This window comes from Bradyrhizobium sp. 27S5, assembly GCF_037217225.1.
GTDB classification, from domain to species: domain Bacteria; phylum Pseudomonadota; class Alphaproteobacteria; order Rhizobiales; family Xanthobacteraceae; genus Bradyrhizobium; species Bradyrhizobium septentrionale.
On the sequence record NZ_CP147714.1, the window covers coordinates 2,658,551 to 2,677,456 of the forward strand.

General features: G+C 64.8%; 14 protein-coding genes. 11 read left to right on the top strand and 3 right to left on the bottom strand.

All coding sequences use genetic code 11. The features are described from left to right. Positions 1-33: 33 nt before the first annotated feature. From WDM24_RS12425 to WDM24_RS12435, 3 genes are all read left to right on the top strand, one after another. Complete coding sequence (locus WDM24_RS12425; protein WP_338831424.1) at positions 34-3,267, top strand: bifunctional cytochrome P450/NADPH--P450 reductase; 3,234 nt, start codon at positions 34-36, stop codon at positions 3,265-3,267. Positions 3,268-3,552: 285 nt separating this feature from the next. Further along, entirely contained in the window at positions 3,553-4,227 is a 675-nt protein-coding gene (locus tag WDM24_RS12430) for a spermidine synthase (protein WP_338831425.1), read from the top strand. A gap of 124 nt (positions 4,228-4,351) precedes the next feature. Beyond that, positions 4,352-5,239 (top strand): AraC family transcriptional regulator, encoded by an 888-nt coding sequence (locus WDM24_RS12435; RefSeq protein WP_338831426.1) that lies wholly within the window; start codon positions 4,352-4,354, stop codon positions 5,237-5,239. Between the two features lie 247 nt (positions 5,240-5,486). On the opposite strand, the gene WDM24_RS12440 is transcribed toward WDM24_RS12435, so the two are convergent. Then, the gene (locus WDM24_RS12440) at positions 5,487-6,926 is read right to left on the bottom strand and encodes a DUF1254 domain-containing protein (RefSeq protein WP_338831427.1); all 1,440 of its coding nucleotides are present in this window, start codon (positions 6,924-6,926) and stop codon (positions 5,487-5,489) included. Positions 6,927-8,100: 1,174 nt separating this feature from the next. On the opposite strand from WDM24_RS12440, the gene WDM24_RS12445 reads away from it, so the two are divergent. The 8 genes from WDM24_RS12445 (at position 8,101) to WDM24_RS12480 (ending at position 16,874) form a co-directional block, all read left to right on the top strand. Continuing rightward, a complete protein-coding gene (locus WDM24_RS12445) occupies positions 8,101-9,222 on the top strand; it encodes a maleylacetate reductase (protein ID WP_338832379.1) in 1,122 nt (373 codons plus the stop codon). A gap of 24 nt (positions 9,223-9,246) precedes the next feature. Further along, entirely contained in the window at positions 9,247-10,149 is a 903-nt protein-coding gene (locus WDM24_RS12450; RefSeq protein ID WP_338831429.1) for an intradiol ring-cleavage dioxygenase, read from the top strand. Between the two features lie 35 nt (positions 10,150-10,184). After that, entirely contained in the window at positions 10,185-11,975 is a 1,791-nt protein-coding gene (locus WDM24_RS12455) for an FAD-dependent monooxygenase (protein WP_338831431.1), read from the top strand. A gap of 81 nt (positions 11,976-12,056) precedes the next feature. Beyond that, entirely contained in the window at positions 12,057-13,400 is a 1,344-nt protein-coding gene (locus WDM24_RS12460; RefSeq protein WP_414645713.1) for an ABC transporter substrate-binding protein, read from the top strand. An 85-nt stretch (positions 13,401-13,485) separates the two neighbouring features. After that, entirely contained in the window at positions 13,486-14,199 is a 714-nt protein-coding gene (locus WDM24_RS12465) for an ABC transporter ATP-binding protein (protein WP_338831432.1), read from the top strand. Beyond that, positions 14,196-14,900 carry an ABC transporter ATP-binding protein gene (locus WDM24_RS12470; RefSeq protein ID WP_338831433.1) on the top strand — a complete coding sequence of 235 codons (705 nt, stop codon included), beginning with the start codon at positions 14,196-14,198 and terminating at the stop codon, positions 14,898-14,900. Before WDM24_RS12465 ends, WDM24_RS12470 begins: the two co-directional genes overlap by 4 nt. A 7-nt stretch (positions 14,901-14,907) precedes the next feature. Then, positions 14,908-15,774 carry a branched-chain amino acid ABC transporter permease gene (locus WDM24_RS12475; RefSeq protein ID WP_338831434.1) on the top strand — a complete coding sequence of 289 codons (867 nt, stop codon included), beginning with the start codon at positions 14,908-14,910 and terminating at the stop codon, positions 15,772-15,774. After that, positions 15,771-16,874, top strand: coding sequence for a branched-chain amino acid ABC transporter permease (locus tag WDM24_RS12480; protein ID WP_338831435.1), 1,104 nt, complete (start codon positions 15,771-15,773; stop codon positions 16,872-16,874). Before WDM24_RS12475 ends, WDM24_RS12480 begins: the two co-directional genes overlap by 4 nt. Positions 16,875-17,232: 358 nt before the next feature. Here WDM24_RS12480 and WDM24_RS12485 read toward each other — a convergent pair whose 3' ends face one another. Together WDM24_RS12485 and WDM24_RS12490 are read right to left on the bottom strand one after the other, a co-directional pair. After that, positions 17,233-17,628: a nuclear transport factor 2 family protein gene (locus WDM24_RS12485; RefSeq protein ID WP_414645753.1), complete on the bottom strand. Its 396-nt coding sequence runs from the start codon at positions 17,626-17,628 to the stop codon at positions 17,233-17,235. Between the two features lie 267 nt (positions 17,629-17,895). Beyond that, complete coding sequence (locus tag WDM24_RS12490) at positions 17,896-18,822, bottom strand: alpha/beta fold hydrolase (RefSeq protein ID WP_414645714.1); 927 nt, start codon at positions 18,820-18,822, stop codon at positions 17,896-17,898. Between the last annotated feature and the right edge of the window lie 84 nt (positions 18,823-18,906).

Here is an 18,906-nt window from a genome sequence, read left to right on the forward strand (position 1 = left end):
GATGACGCGCATAGTGAGGGGGCACTTCCGAAGATGGCGTCCGGCAACAGACTGAGTCCGATCCCGCATCCGCCGACGAAACCGGTGGTCGGCAACATGCTGTCGCTGGATTCGACCGCGCCGGTGCAGCATCTGGTGAAGCTCTCCAAGGAGCTCGGGCCGATCTTCTGGCTCGACATGATGGGTTCGCCGATCGTGATCGTCTCCGGCCACGATCTGGTCGACGAGCTCTCCGACGAGAAGCGCTTCGACAAGGCGGTGCGCGGCTCGCTGCGCCGCGTGCGCGCGGTCGGCGGCGACGGGCTGTTCACCGCCGACACCAAGGAGCCGAACTGGAGCAAGGCGCACAACATCCTGATGCAGCCGTTCGGCAACCGCGCCATGCAGTCGTACCACCCGAGCATGGTCGATATCGCCGAGCAGCTGGTCAAGAAATGGGAGCGCCTCAACGCCGACGAGGAGATCGAGGTCGTCCACGACATGACGGCGCTGACCCTCGATACGATCGGGCTCTGCGGCTTCGACTATCGCTTCAATTCGTTCTACCGCCGCGACTACCACCCTTTCGTGGAATCGCTGGTGCGCTCGCTCGAGACGATCATGATGACCCGCGGCCTGCCGCTCGAGGGCCTGTGGATGCAGAAGCGGCGCAAGACGCTCACTGACGACGTCGGCTTCATGAACAAGATGGTCGACGAGATCATTGCGGAGCGGCGCGGCAATGCCGACGTGACCAGCGACAAGAAGGACATGCTGGCCGCGATGATGACCGGCGTCGACCGCGCGACCGGCGAGCAGCTCGACGACGTCAACATCCGCTACCAGATCAACACCTTTCTGATCGCCGGCCATGAGACCACCAGCGGCCTGTTGTCGTGCACGATCTATGCGCTGTTGAAGCATCCCGAGGTGCTCAAGAAGGCCTATGAGGAGGTCGACCGCGTCCTCGGTCCCGACCTCGATGCGAGGCCGACCTATCAGCAGGTGACGCAGCTCAGCTACATCACGCAATGCCTGAAGGAGGCGCTGCGGCTGTGGCCGCCGGCGCCGGCCTACGGCATCGCGCCGCTCAGCGACGAGACCATCGGCGGAAAGTACAAATTAAAGAAGAACACCTTCATCACCGTGCTGGTGATGGCGCTGCATCGCGACCCCTCGGTCTGGGGAGCGAAACCCGACGTGTTCGATCCGGAGAATTTCAGCCGCGAGGCGGAGGCAAAGCGCCCGATCAACGCCTGGAAGCCGTTCGGCAACGGCCAGCGCGCCTGCATCGGCCGCGGCTTTGCCATGCACGAGGCTGCGCTCGCGATCGGCATGATCCTGCAGCGCTTCAAGCTGCTCGACGTGCATCGCTACCAGATGCATCTGAAGGAGACGCTGACCGTCAAGCCCGACGGCTTCAGGATCAAGGTACGGCCGCGCGACGACAAGGATCGCGGCGCGTTTGCCGGAAGCACGGGCGCGGTTGCGGCCGCGCCAAAGGCGCCGCGTGCCCCGATCACGCGCCCCGGCCACAACACGCCGATGCTCGTGCTCTACGGCTCCAACCTCGGTTCGGCCGAGGAGCTCGCGACCCGGATGGCGGATCTGTCCGAGATCAATGGTTTCTCGGTGCGCCTCGGCCCGCTGGATGACTATGTCGGCAAGCTGCCGGAGGAGGGCGGGGTCCTGATCATCTGCGCCTCCTACAATGGCGCAGCGCCCGACAACGCCACGCAATTCGTCAAATGGCTCGAAAGCGATCTGCCGAAGGACGCCTTCGCCAAGGTGCGCTATGCGGTGTTCGGCTGCGGCAACAGCGATTGGGCCGCAACCTACCAGTCGGTGCCGCGCTTCATCGACGAGCAATTGACCAGGCATGGCGCGCGCGCCGTCTATCCGCGCGGCGAGGGCGATGCGCGCAGCGATCTCGATGGCCAGTTCCAGAAATGGTTCCCGGAGGCGGCGAAGGTCGCGACCAAGGAATTCGGCATCGACTGGAATTTCACCCGCACCGCCGAGGACGAGCCGCTTTATGCGATCCAGCCGGTGGCGCAGGGCGCGGTCAACACCATCGTGACGCAGGGCGGCGCGGTGCCGATGAAGGTGCTCGCCAACAACGAGTTGCAGAACAAGGAAGGCGCCCATCCGTCGGAGCGCTCGACCCGGCACATCGAGGTCGAGCTGCCGGCTAATCTGAAGTATCGCGTCGGCGATCATCTCAGCGTGGTGCCGCGCAACGACCCGACCCTGGTCGATTCCGTGGCGCGCCGGTTCGGCTTCCTGCCGGCCGACCAGATCCGCCTGCAAGTCAGTGAAGGCCGCCGCGCGCAACTGCCGGTCGGCAACGCGGTGTCGGTTGGGCGGCTGCTCACCGAGTTCGTCGAGCTGCAGCAGGTCTCGACCCGCAAGCAGATCCAGATCATGACGGAGCACACCCGCTGCCCGGTGACCAAGCCAAAGCTGATGGCCTATATCGGTGACGACGAGGCCTCGGCCGGGCGCTACCGCACCGAGGTGCTGTCCAAGCGCAAATCGGTGTTCGACCTGCTCGAGGAATATCCGGCCTGCGAGCTGCCGTTCCATCTTTACCTTGAGATGCTGTCGCTGCTGGCGCCGCGCTACTACTCGATCTCGTCGTCTCCGGCCGGCGAGGCACAGCGCTGCAGCGTCACGGTCGGCGTGGTGGAAGCCCCCGCAAGCTCCGGCCGCGGCATCTACAAGGGCGTCTGCTCGAACTACCTGGCGCGCCGCCGCGCCGGCGACACCGTCCACGCCACCATCAAGGAAACCAAGGCCGGCTTCCGCCTGCCCGACGACAACGCCGTGCCGATCATCATGATCGGGCCGGGCACGGGCTTGGCCCCGTTCCGCGGCTTCCTGCAGGAGCGCGCCGCGCGCAAGGCGCATGGCGCGACGCTGGGCCCTGCGATGCTGTTCTTCGGCTGCCGCCATCCGGAGCAGGATTTCATCTATGGAGATGAGCTGAAGGCGTTTGCAGCCGACGGCGTCAGTGAACTCTACACCGCCTTCTCGCGTACCGATGGGCCGAAGACCTATGTGCAGCATCTCGTCGCTGCGCAGAAGGATCGGGTCTGGGAGCTCATCGAGAAGGGCGCAATCGTCTATGTCTGCGGCGACGGCAGCAAGATGGAGCCCGACGTCAAGGCGACCCTGATGTCGATCTATAGCGAGCGCACCGGCGTCGACGCCGATGCCGCTGCGCGCTGGATCGAGGAGATGGGCACCAGGAACCGCTACGTGCTCGACGTCTGGGCCGGTGGCTAGCCTCGGCGCCGGGGACGACGGTGATGCGGTTGAGGGCGGGTTTCTTCCCCATCGTCGTCCCGGCGAAAGCCGGGACCCATAACCACGGGGTTGAGTCGTTGAAGAGGGCTGTGGCCCCAGCGGTGCGCAACAATTACCTTCGGTGGTTATGGGTCCCTGCTCCCGTGCGCAATTGCGCACTAGGCAGGGACGACACTGAGCTTGTTGCGCCATTCGTGAGTCACTATTTCGCATTCTCTGGGCGCTAGCTTCGCCCGCCCTGACGCCCATGTTACAAGCCGCCGCATGATTCCATGGGAAAAGATCGATACCGCGCGCATTCCCGGCACCGAAGGTGAATTGCGTCTGATGCGGCGCGGCCGCGAATTCTCGATCATGCTCGGCACCAACGAGCTGATGAACAGCCGCCTGTCGGGCTCGGAAGCCGCACTGGCGACGCTTGCTGCGAAGAAGATCGAGAAGACCGCGAAGCCGCATTTGCTCATCGGCGGCCTCGGCATGGGCTTTACGCTGCGGGCGGCGCTCGCCGTGCTCGGCCCCGAAGCGCAGATCATGGTGGCCGAACTGGTGCCGGCAGTCGTTGCCTGGGCGAGGGGCCCGATGGCGGAGATCTTCGGCGACAGCCTGAACGATCCGCGCGTCAGCTTTCAGGAGGTTGACGTTGCCGACGTGATCGAGCGCCATCCGCGCACCTTCGATGCTATTCTCCTCGATGTCGATAACGGCCCCGAAGGCCTGACCCGCAAGGCCAACGACGCGCTGTATGATGTCTCCGGACTCAAGGTCGCGCACACCGCGTTGCGGCGCGGCGGCGTGCTCGCGGTCTGGTCATCAGGGCCGAATGCCAAATTCCCGAAATCCCTGTCCCGGGCCGCGTTCGCCGTCAACGAAGTTGCCGTGCGCGCCACCGGCCGAGGCCGCGGCGTACGCCACGTGATCTGGATCGCGGTCAAGCAATAGCAGGCGTCGCTATTGCGCCGCAACAAGGCTGCCGGGGCTCCCCGTTCGGTTCGATTGTATTGATAATCAAGGGCTGTTGGGCTTCACTCGACGGCACCGAAGCCTCGAGCCCTTGGTCTGTCGGATGCAGGCGACGTCGAATTTTGGGGTGCAGGAGACGCACGGGATCCTGAACCGCTTCCAGGCCGAATTCCGCGGCTCGAGCGAGGGGCTCGGCTGGTCGTCCGCCTATGCCTCGGTCCAGCGTGAACGGCCGTTTGACGGGCACTTCCACGCGCTATCCGACAATCTGATGGTGCTGCATCGGGGCGGCCCCGTCGACATCACCTATGTGATGGACGGCAAGTCGGTCGCCCGACAGATTCCGCGCGGCGGCGTGTTCTTCCTGCCGGCGGGACATGCCTGCAACGTCGTCCTGCGTGAATCGCTGGAATCCACCCACATCTATCTGCGGTCCGACCTGTTCGCGGGCCGGGACGGGGCCCCCAGCCTGATCGGCGGGCTCGCGCCGATGCTCGGCGATCAGGACGCCGTGCTGGAGCATCTGGCTGCGGCGATCGGCGACACCATCACCAGCAGCCTGCCGGCCTCGTCGCTGTTCGTCGATCCGATCGCGCAGGCGATCGCCAACCGCTTTGTTGCGATCAATTTCCACAAGCCGAGCGTCGAGGCCGGCAAGCATCCGAACCTGCTCAGCAACAGACAGATGGCGCGGATCCGCGAATTCGTCGACACCAATCTCGAGACCGATATCCGGCTCGACCAGCTGGCGGAGCTTTGCGGCCGCAGCACCGAATATTTCGTGCGCCTGTTCAAGGCGACCAGCGGCATCTCGCCCTACCAATATGTGATCAATCTGCGCATCGAGCGGGCCAGGGCGCTGCTCGCCGACGAAACGCAGAGCCTGGCCGACATCGCGCTGGCCTGCGGCTTCTCCCACCAGGAGCATTTTACGCGCATGTTCCGCCGCTTCACCGGCGTGACGCCGGGACGATACCGGCGCAGCCACTAGGGGCGTACTCATAGATCTGGTACGCGCGTGCGCGGGATAGCGAGGTCCGAGGTGCCCTCAAAATCAGACATCCACGATGCCTAAGTGAATGTCTGCAAAGGGCCATTAGCGGACATTGATTGGCCTTCCGCGTTCTCCGGAAAACGGAGTAGGCTACGCCAGCTTCCGGCTATGGACCAGAAGCTGACGCGCGCAGCGTCCCGCCGACCAGAGTCATTTTGTGAGTTAGGAAATCCCTACTCGTGGCCTATGAGCCGACCTTGACCACCTGCGGCACTTTCCAGCTTCCGTCGATGATCGAAGGGGCAGTGTCCTTGGGCCAGTACATTCGCAGCATCAGGACAAAATCGCCCTTGGGGGCCGGCAGCCAGTTCGACTCCTTGTCAAGACCCGGCGACTCGTTCTGAAAGTAGAGGGTCAGCGAGCCGTCCGGATTGAACTTCGGATTGTCGCGCATGCTAACGGTGAACCTGTTCAGCGGATTGGGAACGAACCACCAGCCCTGGTCGATCATGTACATGGTGAACGACCAGAAGCCGTTGACGGGTGGTGTTGCATCCTTTGCAAACGTCAATGTGTATTTGTTTGCACCGCTCAGCTTTTGTCCTGTCGAGTCCTTCTCGGTATTCGGATAGACCGCATCACGCTCCTGATTTGCGGGCCAACCGAAGGCCGCTACCACTGCGCGTTTCATGTAATCGGAGGGGCCGTAGGTGCCGAGACCCTTCGTGATCGACCAACCGTTGACGATCCCACCGAGGTTCTCCTTGTTGGCTTCGATTTTTTTAAGAGCGATATTGGGGATGTCTTTCAGTGCTGCTTGTACTGCCGGATCGAGCTTGCTCATCTCAAACGGCTTGCCGGGCACGATGCCGATCTTCGCCATGCTTGCGAGCATCGGTGTATCTGCCGCGGCTGCAGGTGCCGTCGAAGCCATGAGCTTGGCCATCAGATTGAAGTACCCCTCCGTTCCCATGGCGAGAATGACCGTCTGCGGCTTGTCGGTCATGCTGAAGCCCGGATTGGGATTCACCGGGGGCGCGACCGGCGTGTATGGCTTGCCCCACGCCGAAAGCGGCGTGATCTTGTATTGCGCCTGCAGCGCGTTGACGGCCTTGTAGTCAGCCTCCGTGCCGTCCGCATAGGTGCGACCGAGAATGACCATGTTGCGCGTCGCCATCGGGAAATGTTTCATGTCCGCTGGCACCTCGCCCTTCCAGCCCGGGCCGGTGAAGAGGTAGTTGGCGGCCTTGCCGCTGGCCGTCCGCTTGCTCGGTGAGTGCTCGGAATCCGACATCCACAGATCAGTGATCTCAAAGAGATAGAAGCGATCGCCCATATCCGGATGACTGAATACCTGCGGCTCGGTAAGGTCGAGCCAGGCAACGGAATACAGCGTATCGGCATTGGGCGCGGAAACGCCGCGATAATCCGCAGGCGGATAGCGGGGAACGTTGACGAACTGACCGGTGGGACTGTTGAACCCCTCGACCTTGGGCACGTTGCTCATCTGCACGCGGGTTACTTCAGTCGTAATCAACGAATAACCGTAGACATAAGCATCGACGGCAATCTGCTGGGCATCCGCGGGCGATAGGGATTGGGCGTTTGCCGGCGCAGCCGCTGTGAAGCACGTCGATACGGCAAGGGTGATGGCGAGAAGAGAACGTCGATTAATTGCGTTCATAAAATCTACCTCTTTGCTTTTTGTCCGATGCGAAGGTCGGTGGCGGTAATCGGCTCCGCTGGCAGCCTGAAGCAAATTCATTCGAACAACAGCGCCGATGAAAGCCCATTGATTCAGATCAACGACGTCCGGTTTGGGTCAAAAGCGCCGGTTTTCCCCTTTGGCGTTGACTTCCGATCTCCCCCTAATCAACGGACATTCTCGTGGCCGGGTCGGCACGTCTCAAACGGGCCAACAGCGGAAGTCGTACTGATCCGTTAGTTCATCAAACAAGCTTAGAGAGCACGACCTCGTTCCGCCTGAACGAAAGGTGATCCGCCGCTAATGCCTTTGGTGAAGCTGTCGGGAAAATGCAAGCCCGCCGGCGCATCCTGCAAGGCCCCCTATGACAAAGACGGAAATCCATGACCTGAAGTACAAGTTGCCGGCTGGTCCGGTCGACGATAGCCCGAGCCAGATTAGCGTACCAACTACGAAACCAACGACACCGAACGCCCAATGATTAACAGTCCGAATAGTATTCAGGAACGGATATGCGCAGGCGCCCATAACCAAGCTTACAGGAACGGTAATAGCGAAGCTGAAAAGTAGCGCGAGCACAAAGGTAGTCGCCCCGCCCACCACGACGCCCGGCAGGTCCGCAACTTTTGTGTGCCCTTCGGCGACCTCGTATATCCCGAACGCCAAGTTAGCGAGGGTGAACAGGGTAGCCAACGATGCCGCGCCGACCGCTGACGCTGACCACGCCGCAAGCATCATTGCTCGCACACTACTCGTCATGATCGAACCTCGCAGCGACGGTTTTACATCACATGGCTGTTCTACTTTAGAGCGTCGATATTTACGGACTATTGCTGAGGTCGAGATAGACCAATCGATGACAATGTCCGTTCTGGGTCACAAGGCGGCATCCCTGCGATCGGGCCGCCCTCCGCTTTACCTCTCGAAAGCGGACATGCCGGATTTACGAGTACGCGCCCTAGCTCCCGGCGATTGGCGACTGGGTCAGGCGCGGGCGCACAGCCGGCCCCCTCTCGACGGATGATTTTTCCGGTTTTGTGCAGATTTTCTCCGGTTTCATGCAGGCCCGCCGCGGCCGCCCGCCGCTAGCATTCTCCCAACAAGACGAGATCGCCGGTTCGCCGGCCCCGGGAGGAATGCCATGAGCGTCGCAATGCCCGATGCCGGAGGCGCATCCATTGCGCCCGTTGCGGCGGCCGGTGATGCCGGCCATGGCGCCTTTGCCTATTGCTCGCAGCAATATCGCGTGGTGTTCGGCGCCGGCACCTCAACGCGGCTTGGCGAGGAAACGGAGCGCCTTGGCATCAAGCGGGCGCTGGTGCTCACGACCCGCGAGCAGCAGGATCTCGGACGTCAGTTAGGCGCCGGCCTCGGCGACAGGCTCGCCGGCCTGTTTGCCGGCGCGCGCATGCACACGCCGGTCGAGGTCACCAACGAAGCGCTTGGCATCGTCGAATCCCACGACATCGACGGGCTGGTCGCAATCGGCGGCGGCTCGACGGTCGGGCTCGGAAAGGCGCTGTCGCTGCGCACCGGGCTGCCGCACATCGCGATGCCGACCACCTATGCCGGCTCGGAGATGACGCCGATCCTGGGTGAGACCACCAACGGCATCAAGACCACACAGCATTCCCAGGATCTGGTGCCAGACACCGTCATCTACGACGTCGATCTCACCGTTAGCCTGCCGCCGCACATCTCCGCCGCCAGCGGCCTGAACGCGATTGCCCACGCGGTCGAGGCGCTTTATGCGCCCGACGCCAATCCGTTGACCTCGCTGATGGCGGAGGAAGGCATCGCCGCGCTCGCCCGTGCGCTGCCGCGCATCATGACTGCGCCCGCCGATCCTGGCGCGCGGCGCGATGCGCTCTACGGCGCCTGGCTGTGCGGCGTCTGCCTCGGCGCGGTCGGGATGTCGCTGCATCACAAGCTCTGCCACGTGCTGGGCGGCATGTTCGACCTGCCGCACGCCGAAACCCATGCGATCGTGCTGCCGCACGCCGCCGCCTACAACGCAGCCGCCACGCCCGAGGCGATGACCCGCGTCGCGCGAGCGCTGCACAGCGCCAACGCACCGCAGGGCCTGTTTGATCTTGCCCGGCAGCTCGCGCTGCCGCGTGCGCTCTCCGACATCGGGATGCCCGAGGGCGGCATCGCACGCGCCGCGGAGATGGCGGTGCGCAACCCCTATGCCAATCCGAGACCGGTCGATCGCGCCCCGATCGAGCAGCTGATCGCGGCGGCCTGGCGCGGCGACGCGCCCGTGCAGCACTGAACCTCAGAGATCAAGGACAACATGATGGCCAATTTCAACGAGCATGACCTCACCGACGAGGTGCTTCGCAGCATCGCCAACACGCCGAACAAGCGGCTCAAGTTCCTCATCGAGGAGACGGTCAAGTCGCTGCACGATCTGGTGCGCCGCACCGAGCTCACCTTCGAGGAATGGAATCAGGCGATCGAATTCCTGACCCGCACCGGCCAGACCTGCACGCCGCTGCGCCAGGAGTTCATCCTGCTCTCCGACGTGCTCGGCGTCTCGATGCTGGTCGACGCCGTCAATCACCGCGAGCGCGAAGGCGCGACCGAGACCACGGTGCTTGGCCCGTTCTATGTCGGCGAGCACCGCGTCACGCCGCACGGCGCCAACATTTCGGAAGGCATCGACGGCGAGGTGATGTTCGTGCAGAGCCGCGTCACCGACCTTGCCGGCAAGCCGCTCGCCGCCGCCGAGATCGACGTCTGGCACGCCGACGACGACGGCTTCTACGATTCGCAGAAGGCCGACTACGCGACCCACGGCCCATCGCTGCGCGCACGTTTCGTCACCGATGCCGATGGCCGCTTCTCGTTCCGCACCATCCTGCCGTGCAGCTATCCGATCCCGACCGATGGCCCGGTCGGAGATCTCATCACCGCCACGCAGCGTCATCCGATGCGGCCCGCGCACGTCCACTTCCTGGTCAAGGCCGAGGGCTACGAGCCGCTGATCACCCACGTCTTCCTCGATGGCGACCAATATCTGCGCAGCGACGTGGTGTTCGGCGTCAAGGACGAGCTCATCGCGCGCGTCGAGCCCCGCAGCGAACCGGCGTTGCCGAATGGCGACCGCGTTTCCGCACCGTGGCACCTGATGACCTACGACTTCCAGATGAGGCCCGGAGCTGGGCTGGTGCCGAAGCCGATGATGGCCGCGGAATGACGATCGCAACCAACAAGACGACCAGGGAGAGCAACATGACCAGCAAACCGATCGAGACCGACGTGCTTGTCGTCGGCAGCGGCCCGGCCGGCGCGACGGCGGCGGCGCTGCTCGGCATGTACGGCGTCAAGCACATCATGGTGACCAAATACGGTTGGCTGGCCGATACCCCGCGCGCCCACATCACCAACCAGCGTGCGATGGAGGTGCTGCGCGATCTCGGTCTCGAGGACAAGGCGGTCGCGCAGGCGGTGGCACAGCATCTGATGGCCAACAACGTGTTCTGCGAGAGCCTCGCCGGCGAGGAGTTCGGCCGACTCTATTCCTGGGGCAATCATCCCTCGCGCAAGGCGGATTACGATCTCGCCAGCCCGACCCGGATCTGCGACCTGCCGCAGAATTTCCTCGAGCCGATCCTGATCGAGGCCGCCGGCCAGCGCGGCACCTCGCTGTGCTTCAACACCGAGTTCGTCGACCTGGTGCAGGATGCCGACGGTGTGACCGCGACGGTGAAGGATCGGCTATCCGGCGAGACCTACCAGATCCGCGCCAAATATCTGATCGGCGCCGATGGCGGCCGCAGCCGCGTCGCTGAGGTGATCGGGCTGCCGATGGAGGGCCAGATGGGCCGCGCCGGCAGCATGAACATCATCGTGCAGGCAGATCTGAGCAAGTACGTCGCGCACCGGCCGAGCGTGCTGTACTGGGTGCTGCAGCCCGGCGCCGAGATCGGCGGCATCGGCGCCGGCCTGATCCGCATGGTGCGGCCGTGGAACGAATGGCTGATCATCTGGGGCTACGACATCGAGCAGGGCGAGCGCAAGCTCAGCAATGACGAGGCGATCTCGATCGTGCGCAATCTCGTCGGCGACGAGACGCTCGAGGTCAAGGTGACCTCGACCTCGACCTGGACCGTGAATGAGATGTATGCCGGCCACTACACGTCTGGTCGCGTGTTCTGCGTCGGCGATGCCGTGCACCGGCATCCGCCGACCAACGGGCTCGGCTCCAACACCTCGATCCAGGATGCCTACAATCTCTGCTGGAAGCTCAAGCTGGTGCTGGAGGGTCACGCCGCGCCATCGTTGCTCGAGACCTATTCGGCCGAGCGCCAGCCGGTCGGCAAGCAGATCGTGACCCGCGCCAACAAAAGCATCGGCGACTTCCCGCCGATCTTCGAGGCGGTGGGGCTCGTCGCCTCGACCGATCCGGCCGAAGCGCGCAAGGCGATCGCCGCGCGCAAGGCCCCGACCGCCGAGGGCAAAGCGCGCCGCAAGAAGCTCTATGAGGCCATCGCCAACAAGAGCTACGAGTTCAACTGCCACGGCGTCGAGATGAACCAGCGTTACGGGTCGACCGCCGTGGTGTCCGACGGCACGCCGATGCCGGCCTTCACTCGCGATCACGAACTCTATTATCAGGCCACCACCTGGCCCGGCGCGCATTTGCCGCATGTCTGGATCGAGCATCAGGGCCAGCGCAAGTCGACGCTCGATCTCGCCGGCAAGGGCCGCTTCACGCTGCTCACCGGGATCGGCGGCGACGGCTGGAAGACGGCCGCTGCCGCGGTCGAGAAGGCCTACGGCCTGCCGGTCGATGTCGTCACCATCGGCCCGCAGGGCTGCGACGCACTCGACATCTATGCGGACTGGTATCGCCAGAGCGAGGTCGACGAGGACGGCTGCGTGCTGGTGCGTCCCGACACGTATGTCGCCTGGCGCGCCAGGGAGGCGGCGGCTGACGCCTCCGATGTGCTGCTCGACGTGTTCGGCCAGATCCTTGGCCGCAGCGCGAAGGCGCAGACGAAGTCCATCGCCGCCGCGTGATGCGGCGCGACGCCGGTAATTTCTCAGAACGGAATGAACGGCAGCCGGTGTGAAAACCGGCTCGCCTCAAGGGAGAGGAAAATGACCAAGGACCACTTGAACGCCAAGGATCACTTGAACGTAATGTCTTTCGATCGCCGCCGCGTGCTGCAGGGCATCGCCGGTGGTTTCGCGGCCGCAGGTACGACGACATTGTTTGCGCCGGCGGTGCGGGCGGCCAACAAGCCGATCAAGATCGGCTATGTCTCGCCGAAGAGCGGTCCATTGGCGGCCTTCGCCGAAGCCGACGATTTCGTGCTCGGCGAGTTCCGCAAGTTCATCAAGGATGGCGTCAAGGTCGGATCGCAGACCTACTCGGTCGAGGTGGTGACCAAGGACAGCCAGTCGAATCCGAACCGCGCCGCCGAAGTCGCCAAGGAGCTGATCACTCGCGACAATGTCAGCCTGATCGTGGTCGGCGCCACGCCCGAGACCAACAATCCGGTGGCGACGCAGTGCGAGCTCGAGCAGGTGCCGTGCATCTCTTCCGTCGCGCCGTGGCAGACCAACTTCATCGGCCGGCAGGCCAATCCGGGCGATCCGAAGAGCTGGAAGCCGTTCGACTACACCTTCCACTATTTCTGGGGGCTTGAGGACGTCATCGGCGTCTTCACCAGCATGTGGAGCCAGGTCGCGACCAACAAATCGGTCGGCGCGCTGTTCCCCAACGATGCCGACGGCAACGCCTGGGGCGACACCACGATCGGCTTCCCGCCTGTAATGGCCAAGCAGGGTTTCAAGCTCACCGATCCCGGCCGCTTCCAGAATCTGACCGACGATTTCAGCTCGCAGATCGCCGCGTTCCGCGGTGCCGATGCCGAGATCATCACCGGCGTGATCATCCCGCCCGACTTCACCACGTTCTGGAACCAGGCGCGGCAGAAGGGGCTGAAGCCGAAGGTCGTGTCGGTCGCCAAGGCGCTGCTGTTCCCCGCGTCAGTGCAGGCGCTCGGCAAGGGCGGCAACAACATCTCCACCGAAGTGTGGTGGACGCCGACGCATCCCTACAAGTCGAGCCTCAGCGGCGTCAGCGCAGCCGATCTCGCCAAAGGATATGAGCAGGCGTCCGGCAAGCAATGGACCCAGCCGATCGGCTTCGTGCATTCGCTGTTCGAGGTCGCGATCGACGCGATCAAGCGCTCCGGCGACCCGGCCGACGGCGCGGCGCTCGCGAAGGCCATCGGCGCCACCAAGCTCGATACGATCGTGGGCCAGGTCGCGTTCGGCTCCAGCGCGGTGCCGCCGTTCGCGGCGAAGAACATCGCCAAGACACCACTGGTCGGCGGGCAGTGGCGGCTCAATGGCGACAAGTACAACATGGTGATCACGGACAACAAGCTAGCGCCGCAGATCCCGCTTGGCGGCGACATGCAGGCGCTGAGCTAGCGCGAGCCAGCTGCTTCATCGAAGGCAGGAGATGCGCGGCAGTGCTGCGCATCTCCTCTCCGCCGAAACCATACAATGGACGACCATGCTCGAACTCCATGCCATCTCGAAAAAATTCGGCGCCATCGTCGTTGCCGACGCGATCGACCTGACGCTTGTGTCCGGCGAGGCGCTGGGTGTGATCGGGCCGAACGGCGCCGGCAAGTCGTCGCTGTTCAATTTGATCACCGGGCTGCTGCGCCCCGATGCCGGCCGCGTCGTCCTCGATGGCGTCGACATCACAGGTCTGTCGCCCGAGGCACGCTGTCGCGCCGGCATCGGGCGCTCGTTCCAGATCCCGCAACCCTTCGATCACCTCTCGGTATTCGAGAACCTTGCGGTCGCCGCGTTGTTTGGCGGCGGCCTGTCGGAGGCGGATGCGGTCCAGCATTGCGGCCGCATGCTCGATCTGACCGGCCTCGAGGCCAAGGCCAACCGGCTTGCCGGGAGCCTGCCGCTGCTCGATCGCAAGCGGCTCGAACTGGCGCGGGCGCTCGCTACCCGACCGCGCACGCTGCTGCTCGACGAGATCGCGGGCGGGCTCACCGATGCCGAATGCCACGAACTGGTCGAGACCATCCGCACCATCCACGCCGAAGGCGTCGCCATCATCTGGATCGAGCATGTGGTGCACGCGCTGCTCGCCGTGGTGCAGCGGCTTGTTGTCTTGAACTTCGGCAAGGTCGTCGCCGAGGGCGTGCCGGCCGAGGTGATGCGCTCGCGCGAGGTCGAGACCATCTATATGGGCGTGCCGGCATGACCGCGCTGCTCAACGTCACCGCGCTCGATGCCTTCTACGGCGACTTCCAGGCGCTGTTCGGGATCGACTTCGAACTGCAAGAGGGCGAGGCGGTCGCGGTGATCGGCGCCAACGGCGCCGGCAAGTCGACCATGCTGAAGTCGCTGGCCGGGCTCGTGAAGAGCCGCCCCGATGCGATCCGCCTCGGCGGACGGGCGATCGGCGATGCGTCCGCCGCTACCATCGTGCGGCTCGGCCTCGCGCTGGTGCCGGAGGGCCGACAATTGTTTCCCTCGCTCAGCGTCGAGGAAAACCTGCTGATCGGCGCTTACGGCGGCGAACGCAGCGCGCCGTGGGATCTCGCCGCGGTCTACCGCATGTTCCCGGTGCTGAAGGAGCGACGGCGCGGCGCCGTGACGGCGCTGTCGGGCGGCCAGCAGCAGATGGTCGCGATCGGCCGCGCGCTGATGTCCAACCCGTCGGTCCTGCTGTGCGACGAGATCAGCCTCGGTCTCGCGCCGATCGTAGTGGAGGACATTTACCGCATGCTGCCGCAGATCCGCGCCGGCGGCACCGCGGTCGTGCTGGTCGAGCAGGACATTGCCCGCGCGCTGCGGGCGGCGGATCGCTTCTACTGTCTGCAGGAGGGACGGGTGACGCTGAGCGGACGGCCAAAGGATGTGGGTCAGGACACGATCCGCGCGGCCTATTTCGGAACGTGAGGGAGCGATGAGCGGGTTCGACACCATCATCGAAGGCGTGCTGCTCGGCGGCGTCTATGCGCTGTTCGCGCTCGGCCTGTCGCTGATCTTCGGCATCATGCGCCTTGTCAATCTGGCGCATGGCGATCTGATCCTGCTTGCGGCCTATCTGGTGCTCAGCGCCACCACCGCGCTCGGCCTGCCGCTTGCGGCCGCATCGCTGCTGGTCGTCGTGGCGATGTTCGCGCTCGGCTTCGTGCTGCAGCGGCTGGTGCTGGAGCGGGTGCTCGGCGACGACATCCTGCCGCCGCTGCTCGTCACCTTCGGCCTGTCGATCGTGATTCAGAACGGGTTGCTGCTTGGCTACGGCGCCGACAGCCGCCGGCTGCAGGCAGGCGCCTTCGAATCCTCATCGGTGATGCTCGCGCCCGGCCTGAGCGTCGGACTGGCGCCGCTGACGGCGCTGGTGACGGCGATCGCCGCCGTCGCGCTGCTGCAACTCATCTTCTATCGCACCTCGCTCGGCCGCGCCTTCCGCGCCACCGCCGACAATCCCGCGATCGCGCAATTGATGGGCGTCAACGAGCGCAATGTCTACGCCATCGCGGTCGGACTATCGCTCGCGGTCTCGGTGATTGCCGCGATCGTGTTCGGCATCCGCGCCAGCTTCGATCCGTCGATCGGCCCGGCGCGGCTGCTCTATGCGTTCGAGGCGGTGATCATCGGCGGCCTCGGCAGCCTGTGGGGGACGCTGGCCGGCGGCATCGTGCTCGGGCTCGCCCAGGCGATCGGAGCGCGGATCAATCCGGAATGGCAGATCCTGGCCGGCCATCTCGCCTTCCTTGCCGTGCTGATGGTGCGGCCGCGCGGTCTGTTCCCGGCGAGGCGGACATGAGTGTCGAAAGCATCCGTATTCCGGCAGGCCGCGACGACCGCCCGGTGGATGCGCCGGTGTGGCAGGTTCGGGTCGGTACGCGGTTGTCGCGCATTGCGGCCGTGGCCGGCATCGCGCTGGTCGTGGCGCTGGCCGCGCTGCCCGCGGTCGCATCGCGCAACCTGATCCAAGACCTGATCTTCGTCTTCACCATGCTGACCTTGGCGCAGCTCTGGAACGTGCTGGCCGGCTGGGGCGGGCTGGTGTCGGTCGGGCAGCAGGCGTTTGTCGGGCTCGGCGCCTATGCGCTGTTTGCCGGCATCGTGATGGCCGGACTCGATCCTGTCGCGGCGATCCCGCTGGCCGGACTGTTCGCGGCGCTGGTCGCGGCGGTGCTCGGGCCGCTGCTGTTCCGGCTGGAAGGGCCATATTTCGCGATCGGCAGCTGGGTCGCCGCCGAAGCGCTGCGGCTGATCTGCGCGCAGTTCAAGTCGCTCGGCGGCGGCACCGGGATGTCGATCTCGCCGAACGAGCTGTCGCAGATGGTCGGGCTGAAGGCGGTGCAGGCGCTGCTCGGCCTGCGGCCGGCGGCAGCGCGCGACGTGCTGGTGTACTGGCTTGCGCTGCTAATCGCCGTGCTGGTGACGCTCGGCATCTACGCCTTCATGCGCTCGCGGCTTGGGCTCGCGCTGGCGGCAAGCCGCGACAATGCGGCGGCGGCGCGCAGCGTCGGCGTCCGCACCGCGCGGATTCGCCACGTGCTGTGGATCGCGGTTGCGTTCGCGACCGGCATGGTCGGCGCGCTGGTCTATCTGCAGAAGGCGCGGATATCGCCCGACGCCGCGTTCAGCGTCACCGACTGGACCGCTTATGTGATCTTCATCGTGGTGATCGGCGGTGTACGCACCATCGAAGGACCGATGGTCGGTGTGCTCCTGCTCTGGGGGCTCCTGACCTATCTCGCCCAGTATGGCAGCCTGTATCTGGTGGTGCTCGGGACGCTCGCCATCCTGATCATGCTGTTCATGCCGAGGGGTGTGTGGGGCGAGGCCGCGCGTCGCTGGCAGCTGCAGCTGTTTCCGACACAGCGCTGGCTTGGCCGTACTCCTGGCGCGAGTTAGATGGTCCTCCTCGTGAGAGGATGTGAGGCCATATCCTTGTCCACCGCTGTCATCGCCCGGCTGGACCGGGCGATCCAGTACGCCGCGGCCCCTCGGCTCAAGCACTGCGGTCTCTGGAATACTGGATCACCCGCATGCGCGGGTGATGACACTGAGCAAGCTGAGCAATCACCCGTCGTCCCGGCGCAAAGGCTTCGCCTTTGTCGCTGGAGGAGCCCGCCGGAGCGGGCGTCTCGAAGGAGGAGGCCACAGATCGGGCCTCAAGGTTCGAGACGCTCGGAGCCTGTCATCGGGCCGCGCTTCGCGCGGACCCGTTGGCGCTCCTCACCATGAGGAAATCCGATCCCGTCGCAACAAATCAGAACATCGTGTTGCTGTTCGCCGGATTTTCCGGAACGGGCTGCACCACGTCCCAATGCTCGACGATCTTCCCGCCCTCGAGCTTGAAGATGTCGACGATCGCATTGCCGCGGGTGCCGGGCTCGCGCACGGCATGGACGTGCAGGATCACGTAGTCGCCGTCGACGAACGAACGCTTGATCTCGCTGTGCGAGTTGGGAAACTTCTCGCGCAGGAAGCCGATGAACTTGCGGAAGCCGTCGGGGCCGTCGGCAGCGCCGGGATTGTGCTGCACATAGCGGTTGCCGACATAGGCGAGCGCCGCGTCGGCGTCCTTCTGGTTCAGCCCCTTCTCGTAGAAGGCCAGCACCGCCTTGCGGTTGGCTTCCTGCTGCGCTTCGCTGGTGGCGGCCATCGCGGTGGATGACGCGAGCGCGAGGAGGAGAGCGGCGACCGCTGTCCGCGGCCGGAGGATGGTGTTCATCTGGGGACTCCCGAGGCTGATGGCGCGCGACCCGCACGCTGCACCGCGTTCTCTACAGCCTCTACGCGGCGCCCGGAAGAACGCACCCCTGGCTCACATGGTTACCGGGAGATACCAGAGCCCTTTCCGTTCCGATTGAATCGGAACGGGGCTTTATCACGCGAACCGGTATCCACTTCGCTCGAAAACGCTCCGGCCTCACGCGGCCTTGGCCGCCGCGCCATGCGCGTGCTTGTCGATGGCATCGATGATCTGCGGCCACATTGGGATCGGCAGCGCATGGCCCATGCCCTCGACCATCACGAGCTTTGCACCCGGGATCGAGACGGCGGTGTCCTTGCCGCCTTCGGGATGCACCAGCGGATCGACGGTGCCGTGGATCACCAGCGTCGGCGCCTTGACGCCGCGCAGCCGTTCCTTGCGGCTGCCGGAGGCGAGGATGGCGCGCAGCTGGCGGCCGACGCCTTCCGGATTGAGGCCGCGCTCGTAGGTGCGCCGCGCGCGCTCGGGGTCGAGCGCCTCATCCTCGGGGAACGAGCCGTTGCGCAGCACCTTCCAGGTCTGACCGAAGCGCGCGAAATACTCTTCCTTACTTTTCGGCGGCGGCGCCATCAGCACCGCGGTCGCTTCGCGGGTCGGCCCGGGTATCTTCGGGTTGCCCGTGGTCGACATGATCGAGGTCAGCGAGCGCACGCGCTCGGGGAAGGTGATCGCAACCTCCTGCGCGATCATGCCGCCCATCGAGGCGCCGACCAGATGCGCGGTGCGGATGCCGAGTGCGTCCATCAAGCCGACGGTGTCCCGCGCCATGTCGATCAGCCGGTACGGCGCCGCGACCGGGATCTTCAGGAAACGCAGCTTGAGCAGCTCGAGCGCGGACAGCCGCTTGCCGCCGCTCAGGCGGGAGGACTTGCCGATATCCCTGTTGTCGAATCGGATCACGCGAAAGCCGCGCGCGGCGAGTTGGCGGCAGAATTCGTCGTCCCAATGGATCATCTGGGCGCCGAGCCCCATGATCAGCAGCAGCGGCTCGGCATTCGCATCGCCAAAAATCTCGTAGCAGATGTCGATGCCATTGGCGCGGGTGAGCTGCGGCGGCTGATGGGCGAGCGTGGTCACGGGCATCCCCTGCTGGTATCGCGGTCAGGAGCCTCTATGCCACGCTTTGATGCGGCGCAGAAGGGCTTCGACGCCGTGGGCGCGCCGCGC